This is a genomic window from Kerstersia sp., assembly GCF_052103615.1.
Taxonomy (GTDB): Bacteria; Pseudomonadota; Gammaproteobacteria; order Burkholderiales; family Burkholderiaceae_B; genus Kerstersia.
This window is the reverse complement of record NZ_JBQEKA010000031.1, coordinates 1-22238: the sequence shown is the minus strand read 5'-3', so window position 1 is coordinate 22238 and position 22238 is coordinate 1. Positions and strand designations below refer to the sequence as shown.

The window sequence follows — 22238 nt, the reverse complement described above, 5'->3', positions numbered from 1 at the left end:
GGCCTTTCTTGTTAGGCAGGCTACCGCTGGCTCACGCCTGGGCCGCCATCCCGCTGTGACGCAATAGCGCATCCATGCTGGCATCGCGTTCACGGAATGCGCGGAAGGATTCGGCTGCCGGGCGCTCGCCACCTACCGCGAGTATTTCCTTGCGGAAGCGGGCGCCAGTGGCAGCATCCAATGTGGAGCCGCCATGTTGTTGCGCTGCTTCTTCGAAGGCCGCATAGGCATCGGCAGACAGAACCTCTGCCCATTTGTAGCTGTAATAGCCAGCGCCATAGCCCCCCGCGAACAGGTGCGAGAAGCTGTTGGGGAAGCGGTGCCAGGCAGGCGGGAACAAGACCGCCACTTCCTTGCGCACATCATGCAAGACCGCGAGAACATCCGCCATGGCCATGGGGCGCACTTGCTGGTGCAGCAGCATGTCGAACAGCGAAAATTCGATCTGGCGCAGCATTTGCATGCCGCCCTGGAAGTTGCGCGCGGCCAGCAGTTTGTCGAACAGTTCGCGTGGCAAGGCCTCGCCAGTGTCCACGTGGGCTGACAGCGTTTGCACCACTTCCCATTCCCAGCAGAAATTCTCCATGAACTGGGACGGCAGTTCGATGGCATCCCACTCCACGGCCGAAAATGCCGACAGCGCAGGTTCATCCACTTCCGACAGCAGGGCATGCAAGGCATGGCCGCTTTCATGGAATAGCGTGATGACGTCATCATGCGTCAGCAGGGCGGGGCGTCCTTCCTGGGGGCTGGCAAAGTTGCAGATGAGATAGGCCACCGGCGTCTGCACGCCTGTGGCCGCCAGGCGGCGGTTGCGTTCGCCATCCACCCAGGCGCCGCCTTGTTTGCCGGCACGGGCATACAAGTCCATATGCAGGTGCCCCAGGACAGTACCGTCTGCCTGTGTCACCGCATAGCTGCGGACATCCGGGTGCCAGCCGGCGAGGTCGGCCGGTTCCAGCAACACGCCAAAGAGCGAGCGGGCCACGCCGAAGAGGCCTTCCAGGACGCGCGGCAGCGTGAAATAGCGCTTCACGGTATCGTCGGAATAGGCGTAGCGCTGTTCGCGCAGGCGTTCCGCCGCAAACGGGACATCCCAGGGCGCCAGGGGGTCCAGCGTCAGTTCATCGCGGGCAAATGCCTGCAAGGCTGCCAAATCGCTTTCGGCATAGGGCCGCGCGCGTTGGGCCAGCGTGCGCAAAAACGCCGTGACCTGTTCAGCGCTATCAGCCATGCGGGTTTCCAGGCGCAAGGCAGCAAAATCCGGATGGCCCAGCAGCTGGGCTTCCTCGCTTCGCAAAGCCAGGAGCTGTTCGATCTGCGGGCCATTATCGAATGCCGCATCGCCATTTTCGGAAGCCACGGTGGCGTAGCCGCGGTACAGCGTTTCGCGCAGGGCGCGGTCGCGCGCATATTGCATGACGGGCAGATAGCAGGGCATTTTCAGCGTGAGCTTCCAGCCAGCCTTGCCGTCTTCCTGGGCCGCATTGCGGGCCGCCAGGCGTACATCATCAGGCAAGCCGTCGAGCTGGGCTTCGTCCTCAACGAACAAGGCCCAGGCGTCGATGGCATCGAGCACATTCTCGGAAAACTTCTGCGAAACCTGGGCCTGCTGCTCTGCATTGCGGGCGTAGCGCTCGCGGGCTTCGCCTTCCAGCGCGACGCCGCTCAGGCGGAAGTCGCGCAGCGCCAGTTCCAGGACGCGCTGGCGTGCCGCACTCCAGCCGCCAGTCTGCTGCAGGCGCACATACTGTTTGTAAAGGCCTTCATGCAGGCCCACCCAGGTCGAAAACTCACTGACCTTGGGCAGCATCTCGTTATAGGCAGCACGCAATTCCGGCGTGTTAACGACCGAGTTCAGGTGGCCCACGACAGACCATGCCCGCCACAGCTGTTCAGAGGCCAGCTCCAGCGGCAGCACCACCGCATCCCAGGTGGCGGGCAGGGCGGGCGAAGCGGCAGCCTCGACGGCCTGCCTGGCGTGTTCCAGCAGCGCGTCGATCGCTGGCGCGATATGTTCTGGCGTGATGGCGGCATAGTCAATATGCGCCGCCACCGGCACCATCAGGGGGTTATTGTCCAGCCCGGAATTCGTGTTCATGCCTGCTTCTGCTCCTGCAACTGGCGTTCTGCGGCTTCAATGGTATTGACCAGCAACATGGCAATGGTCATGGGGCCGACTCCGCCAGGAACCGGTGTGATGGCGCCAGCGACTTCACTGGCAGAGGCGAAATCGACATCGCCGCAAAGCTTGCCATCGGCGCCGCGGTTGATGCCGACATCAATGACGACCGCGCCGGGTTTGACCATGTCGCCAGTCACGATGCCGGGGCGGCCGGTGGCCACGACCAGCACATCGGCGCGGCGCGTGTGCGCCGCCAGATCACGGGTCTTGGAGTTGCATAGCGTGACTGTGGCGCCTTCGGCCAGCAGCAGCATGGCCATGGGCTTGCCAACGATATTGCTGGCCCCGACGATGACGGCTTCGGCGCCGCGCAGCGCGACTTGCTCATGGGCCAGCATCTTCATCACGCCATAGGGCGTGCAAGGGCGGAACAGGGGCTTGCCGGTCATCAGCAGGCCGGCATTGGCGATATGGAAGCCATCGACATCCTTTTCAGGGGCAATGGTTTCGATCACAGTATGCGCGTCGATATGCTTGGGCAGCGGCAATTGCACCAGGATGCCGTGAATGGCGGGGTCAGCGTTCAGTGCGCGCACGCGCTCCAGCAGTTCGGCTTGGCTCAGGTCTGCCGGATAGCGCTCCATGACCGAATGGAAACCGGCTTTTTCGCAGGCTGCCACTTTGTTGCGGACATAGACCTGGGAAGCGGGATCCTCACCGACCAGGACGACGGCCAGGCCCGGCTTGATGCCGGCGGCGGTCAGGCTGGCGGCGCGGACGGCGGCTTCTTCCCGGATCTGTTGAGCCAGGGCGGAGCCATTGATAATGCGTGCGGTCATTGGGACTATCCGTTAATTGTTGTTCAGGGCCACCTTCATCAGGTCGGCCACAGTGGTTACTTGAAGTTTTTCCATGATGTTGGCGCGGTGCGCCTCGACGGTCTTGATGCTGATGCCCAGATCGTCGGCAATCTGTTTGTTCAGGCGGCCGGCCACAATGCGTTCCAGCACCTGCTGCTCGCGCGCCGTCAGGCGGCCCAGCATGGCTTCACGGTTGCGCCGGGTCTGCACCTGGTCATGGCGCTCAGCGGCCTGATCCAGCATGCGGCCCACGATCTGGCGCAAGTCGGATTCATTGAAGGGTTTTTCGAGGAAATCAGCCGCGCCTTTTTTCATGCTGGCCACTGCCATCGGGACATCGCCGTGGCCGGTGATGAAGATGATGGGAATCGGGGCCTTGCGGGCCAGCAGCTGCTCCTGCAGTTCCAGGCCGCTCATGCCCGGCATGCGCACATCGGCGATTAGCACGGCGAGCTGCCCCGGGTCGTACTGCGACAGAAAGACTTCGGCGTTATCGAAGGCTGTCACACGGTAGCCATTGGCCTCCAGCAGCCAGCGCAACGAATCGCGTACCGCTTCGTCGTCATCAACGATATAAACCATGCCGGCGGATTGGGGGGTGCTCATGCGTGCTTCTCCTCGGACTGAGCCTCTGGCTTGGCCGTTTCCGGCGCGGCACAGGGCAGGGTGAACCTGAATATGGTACCTCCGGTAGGATTGGACTGAGCCCAAAGCCTGCCGTGGTGAGACTCTATTATTGTGCGACAGATGTTAAGCCCCATGCCCAAACCTTCGGACTTGGTGCTGAAAAACGGTTCAAACAGGCGCTGCGGGTCGGCCAGGCCGTGGCCTGCGTCGATGACCGATACGCCCACCAGCGAACCCTCCCTGCGCAGCTCCACACGCAGGATGTCGATATCGCTGTTTTCCATGGCTTCCAGGCCATTCTTCAAGAGATTGAGCAGAACCTGTTCAATCAAGATGGGGTCGGCCAGCACATTGGGCAAGTCCCGTTCAATATCCTGGACGATGCTGATCCGGCGCTTGCGGGCGTCGATCTCGGCAAAGGCCACGGCATTTTCGAGAATCCCCAGCATGGAAACGCTCTGGCGGCGCGGCTCGCTGCGCTTCACGAATTCGCGGATGCGGCTGATGATTTTGCCGGCACGCTCGGCCTGCATGGCGGCCTTCTCCAGCGCAGGCAGCAGGGAGTCGGGATCGGTGCGGCCAGCGCGCACCATGGCGACTGCCCCCATACTATAGTTGGTGATGGCCGTGAGCGGCTGATTCAATTCATGCGCCAGCGAAGAGGCCATTTCCCCCATGGTGGTCAGGCGGCTGGTGAGCTGGATTTTCTCACGCTGCACGCGCGAGGCTTCTTCGTGGTCGCGCCGCTCGGTAATGTCGCGGGCCACTTGCAAGCGGACCTTGCGGCCGTCGGTCCAGGCCAGAATGCGGTGGCGGACTTCAAACCAGCGCTGCGCCGATTGAGAGAAAATCTCTATGGATTCATCGGTGTAGCGGCCTCGGCGGCCGCCCAGCAATTCTTCGTGGCCGTTGGCATGGGCGCCGAACACCCGGCGGTAGGTCCGGTTGGCAAACAGCAGCTCCATGCCTTCCTGTTTGTCGGACGTGACGGAAATGGCGTCATCCAGCCCTTCGAGCACCGTCATGAAACGTTCGTGCGCCGCTGTCAGGGCTTCGCGGATGCGCTTGGGCTCAGTGATGTCCGTCATGGAGGTCATCCAGCCGATCTGCTTGCTGTCCGGGTCCAGCAGGGGCGAAACATACATGCGCGCGGTAAAGCGGGAACCATCGCGGCGCTGGGCCTCGACTTCCAGGCCGCTGCTGGGCGTATTGCCCGACAGCACCAGGTCCATGGTGTGCTGGTGCGCCTCGAAGCGGCCCGGCACCCAATAGGGGAAGGGCGGACGGCGGCCGACCAGGTCGGCTTCATTCCAGCCTATCATTCTGCAGAAGGCCGGATTGACGTAGGCGATACGGCCATCCATGTCGATCACGCGCATGCCGGTGGACATGGAGTTTTCCATGGCCCGGCGGAAACTGGTTTCCGCAATCAGCGCGGCTTCGGCATTCCAGCGGTAACGGGTATAGCGCCAAAGTGCCAGCAGACTGATGACGATAACGATAGACAGGCCAATGACCACCCACAGCAGCCGCTGCTGGCGAATCTCCTGGTCGATGGTGACGAACATCACGCTGTCGTCGCGCAGATGCTGCAGCCAGAAGAAGGCGCCCATCACGCACAGGTAAAGCCCCAGCACCAGGACGGGGGTCAGCCAATACCAGCCGCGCCGGCGGGTGCGTGCATGGTTGTGAAACTGGGTAGTAATGGAGGGTTTGGGCGTACTGGCCATTGTCTATTTATTCCGATTCGCGGGCATTTTAGAACACGAGCCTGCGGCCAAGCATGGAAAGTGGCAGGAATTACGTCGCTGGCGCCTCTCTGATCCGTTTGCCGCGCCCAAAAACGCGCCAGCACGGCGGAAAATTCCGGGAAAAGAGGGCTTTCGCGCAGGTTCAGCCATCCCTTGATCCCTATCAAAAGAGTGGACTGGACACCTGTTCCATTTTTTATATTATGAAATATAATCTCGCTTCGTGAAAAATCGCTTGCCCCGGTACAGTGTCTTTCCTAGAATGTATTTGCGATAACGTTATGCTAGGTTACGAAAAGGAAGCCCCGTCAGCAGTCATGCCGAGGCCTGCACGCTGCAACCGGCACAGGGATACCTGATACTGGCAGCAGGCAAGCGATACCGGTTCCGCAGCAATACTGCGGCACCGAGTGATTCATGACTGATAGTGGGGCCGAGACATCCAGCCAAGGCTGGGAGCCTGGGCAAAGCAGCGCAGAAATCTGGATCAAGCCGGTTGCTTCCGGCTTCGCCCGTCCATCCAAGATAAGGAGACACCTTATGTCCGCACAAGAGAACGTCGATCAAAGCTCGACGGCGCAAGACATCGACAGCCTTGAAACCCAGGAATGGCTGGATGCCCTGGCCGCGGTACTGGAACAGGAGGGGCCGGAGCGCGCCCACTTCCTGATTGAACGCCTGATTGACCAGGCGCGCCGCTCTGGCGCCCACATTCCTTTCTCGCCCAATACCGCGTACGTCAACACCATTCCCGAAGCCCTGCAGCCCGGCCATCCCGGCAATCTGGAGCTGGAAGCCCGCATCCGCGCTTATGTGCGCTGGAATGCCATGGCCATGGTTGTTCGCGCCAACCGCAACACGCCGCCCGATGGCGGCGACCTGGGCGGCCACCTGGCCTCGTTCGCCTCGCTGGCCACCATGATAGGCACCGGCCAGAACCACTTCTGGCATGGCGATACCGAAGACCACGGCGGCGACCTGGTGTACTTCCAGGGTCACTCCTCGCCCGGCATCTATGCCCGCGCCTACCTGGAAGGCCGCCTGACCGAAGAGCAGCTGGACAATTTCCGCCAGGAAGTTGACGGCAAGGGCCTGTCGTCCTACCCGCACCCGAAGCTGATGCCGGAATTCTGGCAATTCCCGACGGTGTCCATGGGCCTGGGCCCGCTGATGGCGATTTACCAGGCGCGTTTCCTGAAGTACCTGCATGCCCGCGGCATTGCCGATACCAGCAAGCGCAAGGTCTGGGTATTCTGCGGCGACGGCGAAATGGACGAGCCGGAATCCAAGGGCGCTATCAGCCTGGCCGCGCGTGAAAAGCTCGACAACCTGATTTTCGTCATCAACTGCAACCTGCAACGCCTGGATGGCCCGGTGCGCGGCAACGGCAAGATCATCCAGGAACTGGAAGGCGATTTCCGCGGCGCTGGCTGGAACGTCATCAAGCTGATCTGGGGCGGTTACTGGGATCCGCTTCTGGCGCGCGACAAGGAAGGCATCCTGCGCAAGATCATGGAAGACACCGTGGACGGCGAGTACCAGGCGTACAAGGCCAACGACGGCAAGTTCGTGCGCGACAACTTCTTCGCCAAACATCCCAAGCTGCTGGAAATGGTCGCCCGCATGAGCGACAACGATGTCTGGCGCCTGAATCGCGGCGGCCATGATCCGCACAAGGTGTATGCTGCCTTCAAGTCGGCCACCGAGCATGATGGCCAGCCCACGGTGATTCTGGCCAAGACCATCAAGGGCTACGGCCTGGGTCATGACGGCCAGGCCAAGAACCCGACGCACCAGAAGAAGAAGCTGGATCTGGACGCCATCCGCGAATTCCGTGACCGCTTCAATATTCCCGTGCCGGATGACAAGCTGGAAGAACTGCCTTACTTCAAGCCGGCTGACGAGTCCGCCGAAATGAAGTACCTGCAGGAACGCCGTGCTGACCTGGGCGGTTACCTGCCCAAGCGCCGCCGTACCTCCGATGAGCGCCTGACCGTGCCTGCGCTGGATACCTTCAAGGCGGTGCTGGAGCCGACAGCGGAAGGCCGTGAAATTTCCACGACCCAGTCTTTCGTCCGCATTCTGAACCAGATCCTGCGTGACAAGACCCTGGCGCCGCGCGTCGTGCCCATTCTGGCCGACGAATCGCGCACCTTCGGGATGGAAGGCCTGTTCCGCCAGATCGGTATTTATGCGCCGGAAGGCCAGAAGTATGTGCCGGTCGATAAAGACCAAGTGATGTACTACAAGGAAGCGGCCAACGGCCAGCTGCTGCAGGAAGGCATCAACGAAGCAGGCGCGTTCAGCTCCTGGATTGCCGCGGCAACGTCGTACTCGACGAACAACCGCGTCATGATTCCGTTCTATATCTATTACTCGATGTTCGGCTTCCAGCGTATCGGCGATCTGGCCTGGGCCGCTGGCGATATGCAAGCGCGCGGCTTCTTGCTGGGCGGCACGGCTGGCCGCACCACGCTGAACGGCGAAGGTCTGCAGCACGAAGATGGCCATAGCCACATCCAGTCGGCATTGATTCCGAACTGCGTGTCCTATGACCCGACCTTCGGCCACGAACTGGCCGTCATCATCCAGCGCGGCCTGAAGCGCATGGTGGAAGATCAGGAAAACGTCTTCTACTACATCACGGTGATGAACGAGAACTATGCCCAGCCTGGCCTGAACGAAGGCGACGAGGAAGGCATCATCCGCGGCATGTACAAGCTGAAGGCTGGCGGGGAAGGCAAGTTGCGCGTGCAACTGCTGGGTTCCGGCACCATCTTGCGTGAATCCCTGGCAGCGCAAACGCTGCTGAGCGAAGACTGGGGCGTTGCCGCTGACGTCTGGAGCGTGACCAGCTTCACCGAACTGCGCCGCGATGGCCTGGATGCGGAGCGTCAGGCGCTGTTGCACCCGGAAGCCGATGCGCCCAAGCCCTATGTGACCCAAGTGCTGGAGCAAAGCGAAGGCCCGATCGTGGCTTCGACGGACTACATCAAGATGTTCGCCGACCAGATCCGTCCCTTCATGCCGGAAGGCCGCCGCTACCATGTGCTGGGCACCGACGGTTATGGCCGTTCGGATTACCGCTACAAGCTGCGTGAGCACTTCGAAGTTGACCGCCACTTCATCGTCCTGGCCGCGCTCAAGTCGCTGGCTGACGAAGGCAAGCTGCCGCGCGCCAAGATGGCCGAAGCCATCAAGAAGTACGGCATTAACCCGAACAAGGCCAACCCGCAGTACGCGTAAAGGGGACAAAGAATATGAGCAAACTCGTAGAGATCAAGGTACCGGATATTGGTGATTTCGAAAGTGTCGAAGTCATCGAGGTGATGGTTGCGGTTGGCGATACGGTTGAAGCCGAGCAAAGCCTGATTACGGTGGAATCTGACAAGGCCTCGATGGAAATCCCGTCGTCTGCGGGCGGCGTGGTGAAGTCGGTGAAGGTTAATGTTGGCGACAAGGTCAAGGAAGGCTCGGTGATCCTGGAGGTTGAGGCTGGCGCTGCTGCCGAAGCTCCGGCGAAGGCTGAAGCCGCGCCTGCGCCCGCTGCCAAGGCGGAAGCCGCTCCGGCCAAGGCCGAGGCCGCACCTGCGCCTGCAGCCAAGGCTGAAGCCGCCGCACCGGCCCCCAGTGCTGAAAAGCCGACGCCGACCGCTGCGCTGGCGCCTGCCGACCTGTCCGGCAACAAGCTGGCGCACGCTTCGCCCTCGGTACGCAAATTTGCGCGTGAACTGGGTGTGGATCTGCTCAAGGTGCAAGGCAGCGGCGCGAAAAACCGCGTGACCCACGATGACGTGCGCCAGTACGTCAAAAAGGCGCTGGCTTCCGGCGGCGCAGTGCAAGGCGCGTCCAGCGGCAGCGCCGATGGCGCCGCGCTGGGCCTGCTGCCCTGGCCGAAGGTGGACTTCACCAAGTTTGGTCCTATCGAAGCCAAGCCGCTGTCGCGCATCAAGAAAATTTCCGGTGCCAACCTGCATCGCAACTGGGTCATGATCCCGCACGTCACCAATAATGACGAAGCGGACATCACGGAACTGGAAGCGCTGCGCGTGACCTTGAACAAGGAATATGAAAAGGCAGGGGTGAAGTTCACCATGCTGGCTTTCCTGATCAAGGCCGTGGTTGCCGCGCTGAAGAAATTCCCCGAGTTCAATGCCTCGCTGGATGGCGATACGCTGGTGCTCAAGCAGTACTACCACATCGGCTTTGCCGCCGATACGCCCAACGGGCTGGTGGTGCCGGTGATCCGTGACGCGGACCAGAAAGGGATCGTCGAGCTGGCCAAGGAAATGTCGGATCTGGCCAAAAAGGCCCGCGATGGCAAGCTGTCGCCGTCGGAAATGCAGGGCGGCTGCTTCTCCATTTCGTCGCTCGGCGGCATTGGCGGCACGCACTTCACGCCTATTATCAATGCACCCGAAGTCGCCATTCTGGGCGCCTCCCGTTCGTATCAGAAGCCGGTCTGGGATGGCAAGCAGTTCGTGCCGCGTCTGACCCTGCCGCTGTCGCTGTCCTATGACCACCGCGTCATCGACGGCGCGGCTGCCGCTCGCTTCAATGCGTACCTGGGCGCGCTGCTGGCCGATTTCCGCCGCATCGCTCTGTGAGGACTGAAATATGAGCAAACTCGTAGAGATCAAGGTACCGGATATTGGTGATTTCGAAAGTGTCGAAGTCATCGAGGTGATGGTTGCGGTTGGCGATACGGTTGAAGCCGAGCAAAGCCTGATTACGGTGGAATCTGACAAGGCCTCGATGGAAATCCCGTCGTCTGCGGGCGGCGTGGTGAAGTCGGTGAAGGTCAATGTTGGCGACAAGGTCAAGGAAGGTTCGGTAATCCTGGAAGTTGAGGCTGGCGCTGCTGCCGAAGCCGAAGCTCCGGCGAAGGCTGAAGCCGCACCTGCACCTGCGCCCGCCGCCAAGGCGGAAGCGCCTGCGGCCAAGGCCGACGCTGCACCCGCGCCGCAAGCCGCCAGCTTTGCTGGCGCTGCCGATATCGACGTTGATGTCGTGGTGCTGGGCGCTGGCCCTGGCGGTTACTCCGCCGCCTTCCGCGCTGCCGACCTGGGGCTGAAGGTTGCCCTGGTCGAACGCTACAGCACGCTGGGCGGCGTTTGTCTGAACGTGGGCTGCATTCCGTCCAAGGCACTGCTGCATAGCGCTTCCATCATTGATGAAGCACGGGCGCAGGCCGAGCACGGCATCAGCTTCGGCGAACCGGTTATCGACCTGGACAAGCTGCGCAGCTTCAAGGAAGGCGTCATTGCCAAATTGACCGGCGGCCTGGCTGGCATGGCCAAGGCGCGCAAGGTGGAAGTGGTGCAGGGCACCGGGCTATTTGCCGACCCGCATCACATCAAGGTGGCACTGGCTGCTGGCGGCGAAAAAGTGGTGCGCTTCAAGCATGCCATCATCGCAGCAGGCAGCCAATCGGTGAAACTGCCGTTCATGCCGGAAGACCCGCGCGTCGTCGATTCTACCGGCGCGCTGGAACTGCGCAGCCAGCCCAAGAAAATGCTGATTGTCGGCGGCGGCATCATCGGCCTGGAAATGGGTACGGTGTATTCCGCGCTGGGCTCGCGCCTGGATGTCGTGGAAATGCAGGATGGCCTGATGCAAGGCGCTGACCGGGATATGGTCAAAGTCTGGCAGAAGCATAATGCCGCGCGTTTCGACAATATCTGGCTCAAGACCAAGACGGTAGGGGCCGAAGCCCGTGAAGATGGCATTTATGTCAGCTTTGAAGGCGAGGGCGCGCCGACCGAACCGCAACGCTATGACCTGGTGCTGCAAGCCGTGGGCCGTCGTCCCAACGGCAGCCGGATTGATGCGGACAAGGCGGGTGTGCGTGTTGACGAACGCGGCTTCATTGCCGTTGACGAACAAATGCGCACCAACGTGCCGCACATCTTCGCCATTGGCGACATCGTCGGGCAACCGATGCTGGCGCACAAGGCCGTGCATGAAGCGCATGTTGCCGCGGAAGTCATCGCTGGCGAAAAAGCTGCCTTCGAGCCGCGTGTCATTCCCTCGGTCGCCTACACGGATCCTGAAGTGGCCTGGGTGGGTCTGACGGAAGATGATGCCAAGAAGCAGGGCGTGAAGATCACCAAGGGTGTCTTCCCCTGGGCAGCGTCGGGCCGCGCCATTGCCAATGGCCGTGACGAAGGCTTCACCAAGCTGATTTTCGATGCCGAAACGCATCGGGTGCTGGGTGGCGGCATCGTTGGCACGCATGCGGGCGACCTCATCAGCGAAGTGGCGCTGGCCGTGGAAATGGGCGCTGACAGCGTCGATATCGGCAAGACCATCCACCCGCACCCGACCCTGGGTGAATCGGTGGGCATGGCAGCTGAAGCGGCTGAGGGCCATTGCACCGACTTGCCGCCAGTGCGCCGCAAATAAATCTGCACGGTTCGCAGCAGGATGCCGGCCAGCCGCCGGTATCCGTATGAAATGCCTCCCTGACGGGAGGCATTTTTCATTTCACGACCGGCAGCCCGGAAAATGGCGGGGCTACGGCCTGGCGGGCCTGAGCGCTGCGCGTCCCGCGCCCGCCAGCCAGGCGCGCAAGGACAGCAGTTCAGGGTTAAGTTCGCGCATCAACGCGAAATCCACCTGCTCTGCGAGCGGGCCATTTTTCAGGCTTGATGCCATATGCGCGAGATCGGCATTGGCTGCCAGCATCTCATCCGGGAAACGGTGATAGGTGATGGGCCGGGCCAGAGCGTCAGAGAATGCAGTTTCGAGTTCATGCCCCGCCACTTTGTCGCTGGCGATCTTTAATGTCAGGCCTGCAAACCTGGCTGGGTCTGCGAACAGGGCGGCGACAATTTTTCCGATGTCCTGCACTGCGGTGAGCTGGATGGACTGATGGGGATGAATCAGCGATAGCAGTTGCCCTTCATCGGCGCGCAGGCCGGTTTGCAGCAGCATTTCCATGAAAATCATGGGACGGATGATGCTTGCCGGCAGTGCAAGCGCGCGGATGTGTGCCTCTATACGGGGCTTGGCGTCAAAGCGCGGAATGCCTGTCAGAGTGTCGCTGGCGCTTGCGCCCGAGGAATAGATGAAATGATGGACGCGGTTCTCTGCGGCCAAATCCGCGATGCGTGTGCCATAGCGGACCTCGTCTTCGGCCGGCAGGGTAGCGGGCATCACACTGAAGACCCCATGCGCATGCTTCATGGCGGCGACGATGGCGCTGGTATCGTCCAGGGAGCCAGCCACAATGTCGGCGCCGGCCTGCTGAAGCGCAATGGCGGCGGGATCAGCCGGGTTTCTGACAAACGCGCGCACGGGTTGGCCGCGCTGCAGGAGCGCCTGGGCCACGGCGCCGCCTTGCCGGCCTGTGGCGCCAAAAACCAGGATAGGGGCTTGGGTGTTATGCATGATTCGGCTCGCAAAAAATCAGAATGCCGTATTCTTTCCTCTTTGGCCGCGCGGCGGAAGACGGCACTTTTTTGAACCTCGGGCACAAAAATGATACTTATGGACCCAGCAGTGACGGACGATTTCAAGCGCTCCCGAGAGAGCGGTGTTCAGGAAAGCGGCGTTCAGGAGAGCAGTATTCAGGAAAACGGCATGCAGGAAAGCGAGAGGGCGGAAAGCCAGGCCTCTTTCCAGCCTATGCCCTTGAACGGAATTTGCGCCAGGCTAGGCGATAAATGGACAGTGCAGGTCATCTGGCGCCTGGCCATGGCGGAGGACCACCGGCTGCGCTTTTCCGAAATCAAGCGCGAGGTGCGCGGCATTACGCAGCGCATGCTGACGCTGACCCTTAGAAACCTGGAGCGGGATGGCCTCATCGAGCGCGATTATTTTCCTGAGGTGCCGCCGCGGGTGGAATATCAACTCACAGTGCTGGGGCAAAGCCTGCTGCCCGCGCTGCAAGGCATCCACCGATGGCTGGCAGAAAACCTGCCGCAGGTAGAGGCGCATCGGCAACGCTATGACGACGCCAAGCCGTGCTGAAACTGGCGCTCTGGCAGGCTGCTCAGACTGTCAGCAGGGGCAAGGAGGGGGAAGCCCTAAGCCCTAAAGCCCTAAAGCCCAGGTCAGGGTGCTGCCTGCCATGTTACGCAAGCGGCTTGCCGGGCAGGTCTTGGTGTGCACCCGGCTTGAGCTCATAGGTCACCCATGAGGTCGCTTGCGACACGGTGTCGTACAGTTGCCTTGCCTGCTGGTTGTTCTTGGCCGTAATCCAACGCAGCTGGGGCCAGCCCCGTTCGCTCGCGATAGCGGCAACTGCCTGTATCAGGCTGCGGCCAATGCCTTGCCCGCGATGCGCCGGCGAGACAAAAAGATCATCCAGAAAACCGGCATCCTGCCCAAGCAAGGGTTTGGGATAAGAGCGGAAGTGCGCCAGTCCCGCCAGGCGGCTATCCGCCAGTTCGGCCACAACTCCTTCTTCAGCGTGCTCTGCGCTCATCAGCCACGACCAGGTGCGCGCCAGCACGGCGTCGGTCATCGGGACATGATAGAACTCGGCATACTGCCGATAAAGCTGCGCCCAGGCGGCATGATCGCCAGGCACAAGGTGCCTGAGGGTGAGGCCGCTGTCCTGGAGGCGGATGCTTGAGGTTTTCATGGATTTTGCCGTCATTTCGTTTGTTTTTTCCTGAGATTGGATTTGTTTTTTTGCCACCTTACCAGGCCGTTGTGAACGCTGGCGTTGCGTGGTGAGCAGGAAAGTGCGGCAAGACCTCTTCTGCCAGCTCCTGCACGAGCTCAGCAGCAGGCCGTCGCGAGAATTGTATGCCTAGCGCGGCATGATTGACGCCTGCTGCTTGCCATTCCTCAAGCAGGGCGATAAGCCCATGGCGCCCGGTACGCAACACATATCCGCCTTGCAGCGGTGTGCGCGGATAATGCGGATCTTCCACCAGATCCAGCCATTCGTTCGTCATGTGCGGCCGAAAAACCGCATCAGGCAGCAGGCGCCGCCAGGCAAGTATTTTTTGAGCCAATTGCCGCGGCCCCGAGGGCAGATGGGTCATGCCAGGATAGGTGAGCCAGCCATCGGCATGCTCGGCAATCCAAGCCAGCGATTGCCCCGATGCGCCGGTGACGATCAAGGGCACAGCCCCGGCGGCGGGCTTGGGCAGGAGTTCTGCCTGCTGAAAACTCCCCAGGGGGGAGTCCATCGACAGTCTGCCGGTTTGCATGAGCTGGCGAAAGTCGTGCACCGTCTGCGCGAAAGATTCACCGCGCTTTTCATGCGCCTTGCCGTAAGCCGGAAACTCAATCGGACGGTCGCCAGAGGCAATGCCCAGCACCAGGCGGCCGCCCGACAGTTGGTCTATGGTCGCGGATGCCTTGGCCAAATCGATAGGGTGCCGCAACGGAAACACCATGCTTCCGGTTGCCAGCGCCACGCGCTTCGTGCGCGCGGCCAGGAAAGCCAGATAGGTAAACGGATCAAAGACCTGGCCTGCATCGCCAAACAAGGGGTCGAACAAGGGAATATCGCGCACCCATACGGCGGCAAAACCGAGACGGTCTATGGCTTCCACCAGATCCGCCTGTCCTTGCAGAACAGCCATATCGCCCGCGTAGCAGCGCAGCGGCAGGAAGATGCCAAGCGTCAGGCAGCCAGGCGCGAACATGCGCCGATAGCCCGGGTGGGAATGAAACGCCTCTAACTCTCCAGATGGCGCGCCGCAGTGGTATGCAGCCTGCGGGCTGGAAACGGTCATGTTGGTAGTCTTGGTGTTGGAATTCATGCGCCAGCCCGCCTCATGCGCCCGTTGCCGGGGCGGGGAGCGTGATGGCTTTGCGGACGGCGGGCCGCTGCGCCACGCGTTCATGCCAGGCACTCATATGCGGGTGCGCACTGAAATCGAAACCGATAATGCGGGCGATGTGAGTCCAGCCGAAGTGGGCGATATCGGCGATGGAATACGCCTCGCCAGCCAGGTAAGGATGCTGAGCCAGCCTCTGATCCAGCACGGTGAACGCGTTTTCCGTCAAACGGCGGAAATGCGCAATGGCCGAGGGGATTTTCTCGGTGGCGGACAGTTCGAAATGAACGCGTTGCCCAATGATGGGGCCCACGCTGGAGGCATGAAATTGCAGCCATTTGATCGCCTCCCAGCGGGCAACTGGCTCTGACGGCAGCAATTTGCCTGTTTTTTCCGCCAGGTAAAGCAGGATGGCAGCCGATTCGAACAGGACAACACCGGTATCACTATCGCACAGCACCGGAATGCGGCCGTGCGGATTCAAGGCCAGAAACGCGGCCTGCCTGTGCTCTCCGGCATCGATGCGGACGTGATGCAGGCGGTAGGCCAGCATGAGTTCTTCCAGAGCGATGGTCGCTTTGAAACCATTGGGCGAGCTGTCAGTGTAGAGGTCTATCATCTTGATGTTAAAAATATAGTTTTACTAAACTCGATTTTTGCAACTAAACTGCCGTCATCATGAATGGGCGCCGCTCAATTCAGAAGCGATTGTTTTTCATCTCAGGGTTTAGAAAAGCTAAATCAATGATGCATGCCATTCCATTGCAGGCACTGCGCGCTTTTGTCGAGGTGGGCCAGCGCGGCAGTATCAAGGCGGCGGCTGAAGCCTTGCACGTCACGTCTGGCGCAGTCAGCCAGCAAATCCGCCTGCTGGAAGATAGGCTGGGCATGGCGCTGTTCACGCGGGAGCGGCAAGGCCTGCGGCTGAACGCGGCGGGCCTTGCCGCCCATCCTGCTTTGCTGGACGCGTTTGCGCAGATCGACAAGGCCCTCGGCACGCTGGAAGCGCTCAAGGGGCATCAAACCCTGACCATCAGCACGGTTGCCACCTTCGCCGCTTCCTGGCTGGTGCCGCGCTTGGGCCGCTTTAAACAGTTGCATCCGCAGATCGAAGTGCGTGTCGAGGCCACTTCCGCCTTGTCGGACATGCGCCGTGACCGGGTGGATGTGGCCTTGCGCCACGGGCTGGGCCATTACCCCGGCTTGCAAGTCACCCGCTTAATGGCGCCGGTGCTGGTGCCTGTCGCCAGCCCGGGCTTGCTGGCGGACGGTGTCGCCTTGCAAGAACCCGAAGATTGCCTGGACTACCCCTTGCTGCATGATGCCGACAAGGCGGACTGGTCTTTGTGGTTTGCCGCGCATGGCGTGGCCCATGACCCCAGGGCAGGGCGGGGCACGGCATTCGAGGATGACTACTTGCTGATCCGCGCGGCCGCCTCAGGGCAGGGGCTGGCCCTGGTGCCACAGGCCTATGCCCGCGAGGAAATTGCTGCTGGCCGCCTGGCGCAAGTGCTGGACAAACCCTGGCCAGCGCGTTTTGCCTATTACCTGGTCATGTTGCCAGACGCCATGCAGCGCCCGGAAGTCCAGGCATTCGCCGCCTGGATTCAGGCAGAAGCACAGCAGGAAGTGGCGCAACAGGAAGTGGCGCAACAGGAAAGCTAAGTGCTGCTTTCAGCGGCGCGCCGGGACGCAGGCAAGGATGCGCGCAGCCATGTCTGCTTGCTGCGGTGAATGCGCGAAGAGGGATAGAATAGAGGATTGGGTGCCGCGGTTGTGCTGGATAGCGCCGCGCCTGTTGTGTTTCTTTTTTGCGCGTGTGCCGCGCCGTTTCCTGACATGCCTTCCATACTTGATGATGCACAAGCCACTTTGACGCAGTGGCTGTCATACCTTGAATCCATCCATGCCAAATCCATTGATATGGGCCTGGAACGAGTCAAGGAAGTAGCAGGGCGCCTGGATCTGAATTTTGATGCGGTCATTTTCACGGTAGCGGGCACCAATGGCAAAGGCTCCACCTGCACCATGCTGGAAGCCATTTTGCAGGCAGCGGGCTACCGCGTCGGGCTCTATACCTCGCCCCACCTGATGGTGTTCAACGAACGCGCGCGGGTCAATGGGGAATATGCGACAGATACGCAACTGATCGAACATTTCCGCAAGGTTGAAATGGCGCGAGGCGAGGTGTCATTAACTTATTTCGAGTTCACGACGCTGGCCATTCTCAGCCTGTTTGCCGCTTCCCGCCTGGATGCCGTCGTGCTTGAGGTCGGCCTGGGCGGACGGTTGGACGCTGTCAACATTCTGGATACGGATTGCGCCATCGTGACCAGCGTGGATATCGACCATACCGAATGGCTGGGCGATACACGCGAAGCCATAGGCTGGGAAAAGGCGCACATTTTCCGCCAGGGCAAGCCTGCCATCTGCAGCGACCCGATGCCCCCGGAGAGCGTGGCGCGCTATGCGGAAGAAATCGGCGCCGATCTCTGGCAGTTCGGGCGTGATTTCAATTATTCCGGCGACCGCCAGCAATGGGGCTATGGCGGCCGTGAGCAGCGGCGCCGAGCCTTGGCCTATCCTGCCTTGCGCGGCGCCAATCAGCTGTTGAACGCATCGGCTGCCCTGGCTGCGCTGGAGACCGTGCATGAACGTCTGCCGGTGCCGCAACAAGCGGTGCGCATGGGCTTGTCCCAGGCATCGTTGCCAGGACGCTTCCAGATTCTGCCCGGCCAGCCGGCCACGATTCTGGATGTCGCGCATAATCCCCATGCGGCGGCCGTGCTGGCGCAGAACCTCGACAACATGGGGTATCACCCGTACACCTATGCTGTGCTGGGCATGCTGTCCGACAAGGATTGCGAAGCCGTCATCCGGACATTGGGCCGGCGCATAGACGGCTGGTATTGCGCGACGCTGGAAGGGCCGCGCGGCACCAGCAGCACGGAATTGGCCGCTAAGGTGCGGCAGACGCTGGAAATTCAAACCGGCAAAGAAGGGGAGCCAGCGGTGCATGAGTACGCAGATGTGCGCGCCGCCTTCGCCGCCGCTCGCGAGGCAGCGCAGGACAATGATAGAATCGTCGTGTTCGGATCGTTCCTGACTGTTGCGGGCGCGCTGGAAGCATTGGGCCGCACGGCTGGCGTGTAACCTACGCCGCTTGCTAGCGGCCGGTTGCGGCACTGCCGGTGCAGGTTATCCGATTTCATTTACGATGGTTACGACGGGCGCATTTCATGGGTTTGTTTTCTCGCCAGAACAAAGACGGCCAGGCAGCTTCTTCTGAACGGCGGCAGCGGACAGGCGCATCCAGCGAATCCCAGGCCAGGGCGCTACGCGTGAAGGCGCGCAGGCGGCTGGCCGGCGCGCTGGCCATGGTGCTGGCCGCTGTGGTGGTTCTGCCTATGGTGCTGGATTCAGAGCCAGTGCCGGTGGCAACCGATGTGGCCGTGTCGATTCCTGAACTGATTGCGCGGCCCATCACGCCAGCCGTGGTGGCCGATGCGTCGGATACCCTGACGCAGCCCGGCACGCCGGAAAACACCGAAACGGCGCCGCCTGCTGCGCCGGAAGCGCCCCTGAACCTGCCGCCAGTGGCGCAGCCTCCGCGCGTTACGCCGCCGCCCGCACCGGCGCCCGCGGCTGAACCCCCGAAACCTGTCACGCCGCCTGCCGACACGCGGGCGCCTGCGCGCACGCCTGCGCCAGCTCCCGCACCGGCACCGCAGCCCAGCCGCGACTCCCAGCGCACGGACGATGGCGCCATGGCGCTGGCTTTGCTGGAAGGCCGCAACGTGCAATCCAATCGTCCGCAAGCGCGGCCGGAACCTGCGCCGGCGGCCCAGCAGCAAGGGCGTTTTGTGCTGCAGGTGGCCGCCTATACCACGGAAGCCTCCGCCGCTTCGCGCCGCAATGATCTGCACGCCGCGGGGATCACCAATGCCTATGTCGAGCCGGTGACTGCTGGCGGCAAACGCCAATTCCGCCTGCGCGTTGGGCCATTCCCTTCGCGTGATGCGGCACAAGCCGCGCAAGCCCGTTTGCGTACCCTGGGGTATGACAACGGTTTCATCGCTCCGCAATAAGAACTGCCGCTTACCAGAGACAAGATATTGCAATGATTTCTGCGCTTCTGCTCCTAGGCACGGCGAATGTTGCTTCGGCTGGATGTTCCGGCAGCAGCAGGTTCCCGGTCAACCTGGAGCAGGGCGCACGCAATGACAGGGCAGGCCGGCAGGCGGCGGATGCGCAGATGGCAGCACAGGCTGCCGGAGGCTACGCATGACCGCCTATGACATTGTGGTTCTGGTTGTCCTGGGCGCGTCCTGTATTCTGGGCCTGATCCGCGGTTTGCTCAAAGAAGTCTTGTCCCTGCTTGCATTCGCGGCTGCCACACTGGCCGCCGTGTGGTGGGGGCCGCTCATGTATGAATGGCTGCTGCCCTACATTGAAGCCCCCATGTTGCGCATGGTGCTGGGCTATCTCATCGTCTTCATCGCCGCGCTGCTGCTGGTCGGTTTGCTGAACATGACACTGGCCGCGCTAGTGCGCACCACCGGCCTGACCCCGGCAGACCATGGCCTGGGCGGCTTATTTGGCTTATTGCGGGGTGTGGTGCTGGTGCTGGTCGGCACGGCGGTGGCCAGCTATACCCCCATGCCTGAGCAAGCCTGGTGGAAGGATGCCATGTTCGCAGGCACGGCACAGAATGCGGTAACGGAAATCACTGCCTGGCTGGGCGTTCATGGCCCGGACTGGCTGCCAGAATGGAAGGAACCGGCACTGCGCGCCCCTGAGATCAGTCCGGGCGCGCTGGATGCCTTATCAGGCAGAGTCATTCAGGTGCAGGATATGCAAGGAGGGTCCGCCCAGGGAACAGGTTTGTAAGCCTCGCCCCAAGTGTGAGCCTCTCCAGCAGACAGCAGGATGAGGCCCGGCAGTATGGTTTTAAATTAGGGGCCTCAGGCTCCACCCAGTAGTGGCGGAAATTCCCCGGCCGTCTGGCGGGGCTTCCCGCTCAATCAACAGGAACCAAGCATGTGTGGAATCGTCGGGGTTGTCGGACGCAGTCCGGTCAATCAATTGATTTATGACAGTCTGTTGCTTTTGCAGCATCGTGGGCAGGATGCTGCCGGTATCGTGACCGTGCATGAAGGCCGCTTCAATATGCACAAGGCGCACGGCCTGGTCCGGGATGTGTTCCGAACGCGAAACATGCGCTCGCTGCCAGGCTATGCCGGCCTGGGCCATGTGCGCTATCCGACTGCCGGTTCCAGCGAGAGCGTGGAAGAGGCGCAGCCTTTCTATGTCAATGCGCCGTTCGGCATTGCCTTTGCCCACAATGGCAACCTGACCAATTGGCGCGAGCTGCGGGAATCCCTGTTCAGCATCGACCGCCGCCACATCAACACCAATTCCGATTCGGAAGTCCTGCTCAATGTGCTGGCGCATGAGTTGCAGCAAGCCGCGCAAGGCGTGTCGCTGGACACGGCGGCGATTTTTGCTGCCGTTGATGCCATGCACCAGCGCGTGAAGGGCGCTTATGCCGTCGTCGCGCAGATTTCCGGTTATGGATTGCTGGCTTTCCGCGACCCGAATGGCATCCGGCCGCTGTGCCTGGGGCATAGGGATGAAGGGAAGGGCGATGAATGGATGGTCGCTTCCGAATCGGTCGCCCTGGTGGGCTGCGGTTTTTCCCTGGTGCGCGACATCAAGCCGGGCGAAGCGGTTTTCATAGACCTGGAGGGCAATCTGTCCGAACACGCCTTCGACGGTGTGGCCGTGCACGCGCCCTGTGTCTTTGAATATGTCTATTTTGCCCGTCCGGATTCCATGATGGACGGCGTTTCCGTCTATGACGCCCGTTTGCGCATGGGCGAAAGCCTGGCGGACAAAGTGGCCCGCCAGCTGCGCCTGGGGGATATCGACGTCGTCATGCCAGTTCCCGATTCCTCCCGCCCCGCGGCCATGCAGCTGGCGGCGCGCCTGGGGCTGAGCTATCGCGAAGGCTTGATCAAGAACCGCTATGTGGGCCGCACCTTCATCATGCCGGGGCAGGCCGTGCGGAAGAAATCGGTGCGCCAGAAGCTCAATGCCATCGAAATGGAGTTCCGTGGCAAGAATGTGCTGCTGGTGGATGATTCCATCGTGCGCGGCACGACCAGCCATGAAATCGTTGAGATGGCGCGGGCCGCTGGGGCCAACAAGGTCTATATGGCCTCGGCAGCGCCGCCGGTGCGTTTCCCGAACGTTTACGGGATTGATATGCCGACGCAGACCGAGCTGATTGCGCATAATCGCAATGAAGAAGAAATCGCGCGCCGGATTGGTGTGGATGCGCTGGTGTTCCAGGATCTGGACGCTTTGCGGAACTCGATCACGCAAATCAATCCTGCCTTGCAGTGCTTTGAGGATTCCTGCTTCAGCGGCAAGTATGTCACCGGTGATATTGACACTGCCTATTTGCAGCGTCTGGCATCCGGCCGGGAAGCTGCGCCCGAAGGCGCCGGTTTGCCTTCCGGCGGCAGTGATGGCGATAGCGGCGCGGAAGACTGAAGGCAATGCGTATGCGCTGACGCTGCCATGCTAACGTGAGCGCAGACGCAGACAAAATACCTGGGCAAGCGCCCAGGTATTTTTTTGCCGCAGCGGTTGGGCAGATCCAACCCATGGCCAAGCACGGCACATCGTCGGCTGCGGCGCTGTCATGCATACGCCCGGAAGCCGGAAGCGAAAAGTGGAAAGCAGGGAGGTGCCGTGTTGATAAACAGCAGACATGAGCACAGGTTTTATTCTTTCATATTGCTCCCTAAATCGTACTTTACATAATATACATTATGCGTCATTTGTATGGGATGGAAGAAGATGCCCCAGATGCTGGTTCAGCCCTCGGATTTCGCATCCCCATCCGGTATCTGGCGTTAATCGCCCGCAGCCGAGTTCGCTGTGACTGTGACCATGCCGGGCACCTGGTTCGCATCCGCGCCCATGGGCTGGCTTGTTGCTCAGCAAATTTGGTTTCGTCCCCGCGCATCCTCTATCATCATGCATGGCTGCTTGGAACGCCGGATGCTTGCGGCTTGATCCTGGCGGCTTTCTGAAACCGATCTTTCGAGAACACATACATGCT

The 22238-nt window shown here is 61.3% G+C and carries 16 protein-coding genes and 1 pseudogene; 9 read left to right on the top strand and 8 right to left on the bottom strand.

Features of this window, described 5'->3' with window-relative positions:
- Window positions 1–31 precede the first annotated feature (31 nt).
- Genes ACTJGZ_RS08740 through ACTJGZ_RS08725 form a run of 4 tightly spaced genes read right to left on the bottom strand, consistent with a single transcriptional unit; the run spans window position 32 to window position 5342 of the window.
- Window positions 32–2101 carry a M3 family metallopeptidase gene (locus ACTJGZ_RS08740; RefSeq protein WP_441662549.1) on the bottom strand — a complete coding sequence of 690 codons (2070 nt, stop codon included), beginning with the start codon at window positions 2099–2101 and terminating at the stop codon, window positions 32–34.
- The gene (gene folD / locus ACTJGZ_RS08735) at window positions 2098–2964 is read right to left on the bottom strand and encodes a bifunctional methylenetetrahydrofolate dehydrogenase/methenyltetrahydrofolate cyclohydrolase FolD (RefSeq protein ID WP_441662548.1); all 867 of its coding nucleotides are present in this window, start codon (window positions 2962–2964) and stop codon (window positions 2098–2100) included. The genes ACTJGZ_RS08740 and folD overlap by 4 nt, the downstream gene beginning before the upstream one ends.
- A 12-nt stretch (window positions 2965–2976) precedes the next feature.
- Window positions 2977–3591, bottom strand: a complete 615-nt coding sequence (locus tag ACTJGZ_RS08730; protein WP_441662547.1) for a response regulator transcription factor — start codon at window positions 3589–3591, stop codon at window positions 2977–2979.
- A complete protein-coding gene (locus tag ACTJGZ_RS08725; protein ID WP_441662546.1) occupies window positions 3588–5342 on the bottom strand; it encodes a PAS domain-containing sensor histidine kinase in 1755 nt (584 codons plus the stop codon). Before ACTJGZ_RS08725 ends, ACTJGZ_RS08730 begins: the two co-directional genes overlap by 4 nt.
- A 561-nt stretch (window positions 5343–5903) precedes the next feature.
- Between ACTJGZ_RS08725 and aceE the strand changes: the two genes are divergently transcribed.
- Genes aceE through lpdA form a run of 3 tightly spaced genes read left to right on the top strand, consistent with a single transcriptional unit; the run spans window position 5904 to window position 11768 of the window.
- A complete protein-coding gene (gene aceE, locus ACTJGZ_RS08720) occupies window positions 5904–8609 on the top strand; it encodes a pyruvate dehydrogenase (acetyl-transferring), homodimeric type (RefSeq protein ID WP_441662545.1) in 2706 nt (901 codons plus the stop codon).
- A 14-nt stretch (window positions 8610–8623) separates the two neighbouring features.
- Complete coding sequence (aceF, locus tag ACTJGZ_RS08715) at window positions 8624–9970, top strand: dihydrolipoyllysine-residue acetyltransferase (RefSeq protein WP_441662544.1); 1347 nt, start codon at window positions 8624–8626, stop codon at window positions 9968–9970.
- Between the two features lie 10 nt (window positions 9971–9980).
- On the top strand, window positions 9981–11768 hold the full coding sequence (gene lpdA, locus ACTJGZ_RS08710; protein ID WP_441662543.1) for a dihydrolipoyl dehydrogenase: 1788 nt from the start codon (window positions 9981–9983) through the stop codon (window positions 11766–11768).
- A gap of 111 nt (window positions 11769–11879) precedes the next feature.
- Here lpdA and ACTJGZ_RS08705 read toward each other — a convergent pair whose 3' ends face one another.
- Window positions 11880–12755, bottom strand: a complete 876-nt coding sequence (locus tag ACTJGZ_RS08705) for an NmrA/HSCARG family protein (RefSeq protein WP_441662542.1) — start codon at window positions 12753–12755, stop codon at window positions 11880–11882.
- A gap of 99 nt (window positions 12756–12854) precedes the next feature.
- Between ACTJGZ_RS08705 and ACTJGZ_RS08700 the strand changes: the two genes are divergently transcribed.
- Window positions 12855–13337 (top strand): winged helix-turn-helix transcriptional regulator, encoded by a 483-nt coding sequence (locus ACTJGZ_RS08700; protein WP_441662541.1) that lies wholly within the window; start codon window positions 12855–12857, stop codon window positions 13335–13337.
- A 103-nt stretch (window positions 13338–13440) separates the two neighbouring features.
- Here ACTJGZ_RS08700 and ACTJGZ_RS08695 read toward each other — a convergent pair whose 3' ends face one another.
- From ACTJGZ_RS08695 to ACTJGZ_RS08685, 3 genes are all read right to left on the bottom strand, one after another.
- The gene (locus tag ACTJGZ_RS08695; RefSeq protein WP_441662540.1) at window positions 13441–13953 is read right to left on the bottom strand and encodes a GNAT family N-acetyltransferase; all 513 of its coding nucleotides are present in this window, start codon (window positions 13951–13953) and stop codon (window positions 13441–13443) included.
- Window positions 13954–14011: 58 nt separating this feature from the next.
- Entirely contained in the window at window positions 14012–14971 is a 960-nt protein-coding gene (locus ACTJGZ_RS08690) for an LLM class oxidoreductase (protein ID WP_441662539.1), read from the bottom strand.
- 130 nt (window positions 14972–15101) lie between these two features.
- Complete coding sequence (locus ACTJGZ_RS08685) at window positions 15102–15725, bottom strand: glutathione S-transferase family protein (protein WP_441662538.1); 624 nt, start codon at window positions 15723–15725, stop codon at window positions 15102–15104.
- 125 nt (window positions 15726–15850) lie between these two features.
- On the opposite strand from ACTJGZ_RS08685, the gene ACTJGZ_RS08680 reads away from it, so the two are divergent.
- The 5 genes and pseudogenes from ACTJGZ_RS08680 (at window position 15851) to purF (ending at window position 21664) form a co-directional block, all read left to right on the top strand.
- Window positions 15851–16771 (top strand): LysR substrate-binding domain-containing protein, encoded by a 921-nt coding sequence (locus ACTJGZ_RS08680; RefSeq protein WP_441662537.1) that lies wholly within the window; start codon window positions 15851–15853, stop codon window positions 16769–16771.
- A gap of 174 nt (window positions 16772–16945) precedes the next feature.
- Window positions 16946–18259 (top strand): bifunctional tetrahydrofolate synthase/dihydrofolate synthase, encoded by a 1314-nt coding sequence (gene folC / locus ACTJGZ_RS08675; protein ID WP_441662536.1) that lies wholly within the window; start codon window positions 16946–16948, stop codon window positions 18257–18259.
- A gap of 86 nt (window positions 18260–18345) precedes the next feature.
- Window positions 18346–19194 (top strand): SPOR domain-containing protein, encoded by an 849-nt coding sequence (locus tag ACTJGZ_RS08670; RefSeq protein WP_441662535.1) that lies wholly within the window; start codon window positions 18346–18348, stop codon window positions 19192–19194.
- A gap of 196 nt (window positions 19195–19390) precedes the next feature.
- Window positions 19391–19873, top strand: a pseudogene (locus ACTJGZ_RS08665) (CvpA family protein); the annotation flags it as partial.
- 273 nt (window positions 19874–20146) lie between these two features.
- On the top strand, window positions 20147–21664 hold the full coding sequence (purF, locus tag ACTJGZ_RS08660) for an amidophosphoribosyltransferase (RefSeq protein ID WP_441662534.1): 1518 nt from the start codon (window positions 20147–20149) through the stop codon (window positions 21662–21664).
- The last annotated feature ends 574 nt before the right edge of the window (window positions 21665–22238 follow it).